Annotated in this window: 1 protein-coding gene and 1 pseudogene; one reads left to right on the top strand and one right to left on the bottom strand. The window is 71.9% G+C overall.

Going from position 1 to position 2096, the window contains the following annotated elements; translation table 11 throughout:
* Positions 1-138: 138 nt before the first annotated feature.
* The gene (gene purH, locus D180_RS14855) at positions 139-1722 is read right to left on the bottom strand and encodes a bifunctional phosphoribosylaminoimidazolecarboxamide formyltransferase/IMP cyclohydrolase (protein WP_017913417.1); all 1584 of its coding nucleotides are present in this window, start codon (positions 1720-1722) and stop codon (positions 139-141) included.
* A 255-nt stretch (positions 1723-1977) separates the two neighbouring features.
* Here purH and D180_RS14860 point away from each other — a divergent pair.
* Positions 1978-2096 (top strand): annotated as a pseudogene (locus D180_RS14860) (CDP-alcohol phosphatidyltransferase family protein); the annotation flags it as partial.

Below are 2096 nucleotides of genomic sequence, written 5' to 3' on the forward strand. Positions count from 1 at the left end.
TGGTGGGCGCGGCCGCAGGTGCGGCGCTGGGCGCGGGTGTCGCGGCCGGCGTGCAACCGCCCAGCACGAGGGCGCCGGCCACGGCCAGCATTGCGAGCGGACGGGGCACGACAGCGGACAGGCGCATCGCTGCAGACCTCAGTGCCGGAAGTGGCGCACGCCGGTGAACACCATGGCGATGCCGTGCTCGTCGGCCGCGGCGATGACCTCGGCGTCGCGCATCGAACCGCCCGGCTGGATCACCGCCTTGATGCCGGCCGCGGCGGCGGCGTCGATGCCGTCGCGGAACGGGAAGAACGCATCGGAGGCCATCACCGAGCCCTCCACGGCCAGGCCGGCATCGGTGGCCTTGATGCCGGCGATGCGCGCCGAGTACACCCGGCTCATCTGCCCGGCGCCGACGCCGATGGTGCGGTGGTCCTTGGCGTAGACGATGGCGTTGGACTTGACGTACTTGGCCACCTTCCACGCGAACAGCAGGTCGTCGAACTGCGCTTCGGTCGGCGCCAGCCGGGTCACCACCTTCAACGCGTCGCGCGGCACCACGTGCGCGTCGCTGGTCTGCAGCAGGATGCCGGAGCCGACGCGCTTGCTGTCGATGCCGTAGGCGCCGTCGCCGGCGGGGATGCGCAGCACGCGCACGTTGGCCTTCTTCTTGGCGTATTCTAGCGCGGCGTCGTCGTAGTCGGGGGCGATCAGCACTTCGACGAACTGGCGGTCCAGGATCGCCTGCGCGGTGGCCGCATCCAGGCGCCGGTTGAAGGCGATGATGCCGCCGAAGGCGCTGGTCGGGTCGGTGGCGTAGGCCAGTTCGTAGGCGTCGCCGCAGCCGGCGCCGACCGCCACGCCGCACGGGTTGGCGTGCTTGACGATGACGCAGGCCGGCGCGTCGAACTGGCGCACGCATTCCCAGGCCGCATCGCTGTCGGCGATGTTGTTGTAGGACAGCTCCTTGCCCTGCAGCTGGGTGAAGGTGGCCAGGGTGCCGGGCGAGGGGAAGAGGTCGCGGTAGAACGCGGCCTGCTGGTGCGGATTCTCGCCGTAGCGCAGTTCCATCACCTTGACGAAGCTGGAGTTCATCTGCGCCGGGAACGCGCTGCGCGTCGGCACCGCGGCATCGCTGGCGGTGACCGCGGACAGGTAGTTGCTGATCGCCGCGTCGTACTGGGCGACACGATTGAACGCGGCGACGGCCAGGGCGAAGCGTTTGGCCGCCGACAGCCGGCCGTCGCTGGCCTCCAGCTCGGCCAGCAGTTCGGCGTACTGCGCCGGATCGGTGGCCACCGCCACGCGGGCGAAGTTCTTGGCCGCCGAGCGCAGCATCGCCGGGCCGCCGATGTCGATGTTCTCCACCGCGTCGGCGAGCGTGCAGTCGGCCTTGGCGGTGACCGCCTCGAACGGATACAGGTTGAGCACCAGCAGGTCGATCGCGGCGATGCCGTGCTCGGCCATCACCGCATCGTCGGTGCCGGCGCGGCCGAGCAGGCCGCCGTGCACCAGCGGGTGCAGGGTCTTGACCCGGCCGTCCATCATTTCCGGGAAGCCGGTCAGTTCGGACACGTCCTTCACCGCCAGCCCGGCCTCGCGCAGGGCCTTGGCGGTGCCGCCGGTGGACAGCAGTTCGACGTTGCGCGCGGCCAGCGCGCGGGCCAGGTCGATCAGGCCGGTCTTGTCGGAAACGGACAGCAGCGCCCGGCGCACGGGCAGGAAATCGGAGGACATGGGGCAGGGCGGGGGCAGCGGAACGGGCCGCCATTGTAGGCGCTGAGGCCCGCCGACGCCCGGCCGGCGGGGCCCACGGGCCTGCGGATCGCGTGTGCGGCGGCGCCGGCACACGGTGTGCGCGCCTCGTCGTGGAGCCCGCGCGCGGTGCGTGCGGGCCGTGCGAAACACCTGCGCCGTGGCCTCGGCCGCGCGCGCAGCCGCTGCGATGCATTAGGCTGTCGCCGCCCCGCCCTCGCCGTCAGGACCACGCGCGTGTCGATCTATGCCCTCAAAGGACGTTTCCAGGACCTGCTGCGGCCCGGCGTGCGCGTGCTGGACCGGCTCGGCGTCACCGCCAACCAGGTGACGGCGGCCGCGGCGCTGCTGTCGCT

Source organism: Xanthomonas sp. SHU 166, from assembly GCF_000364685.1.
GTDB lineage: Bacteria > Pseudomonadota > Gammaproteobacteria > Xanthomonadales > Xanthomonadaceae > Xanthomonas_A > Xanthomonas_A sontii.

Bases quoted from the DNA above. Each gene is read 5' to 3' on its own strand.
- purH (WP_017913417.1), bottom strand. From the start codon at position 1,722: ATGTCCTCCGATTTCCTGCCCGTGCGCCGGGCGCTGCTGTCCGTTTCC.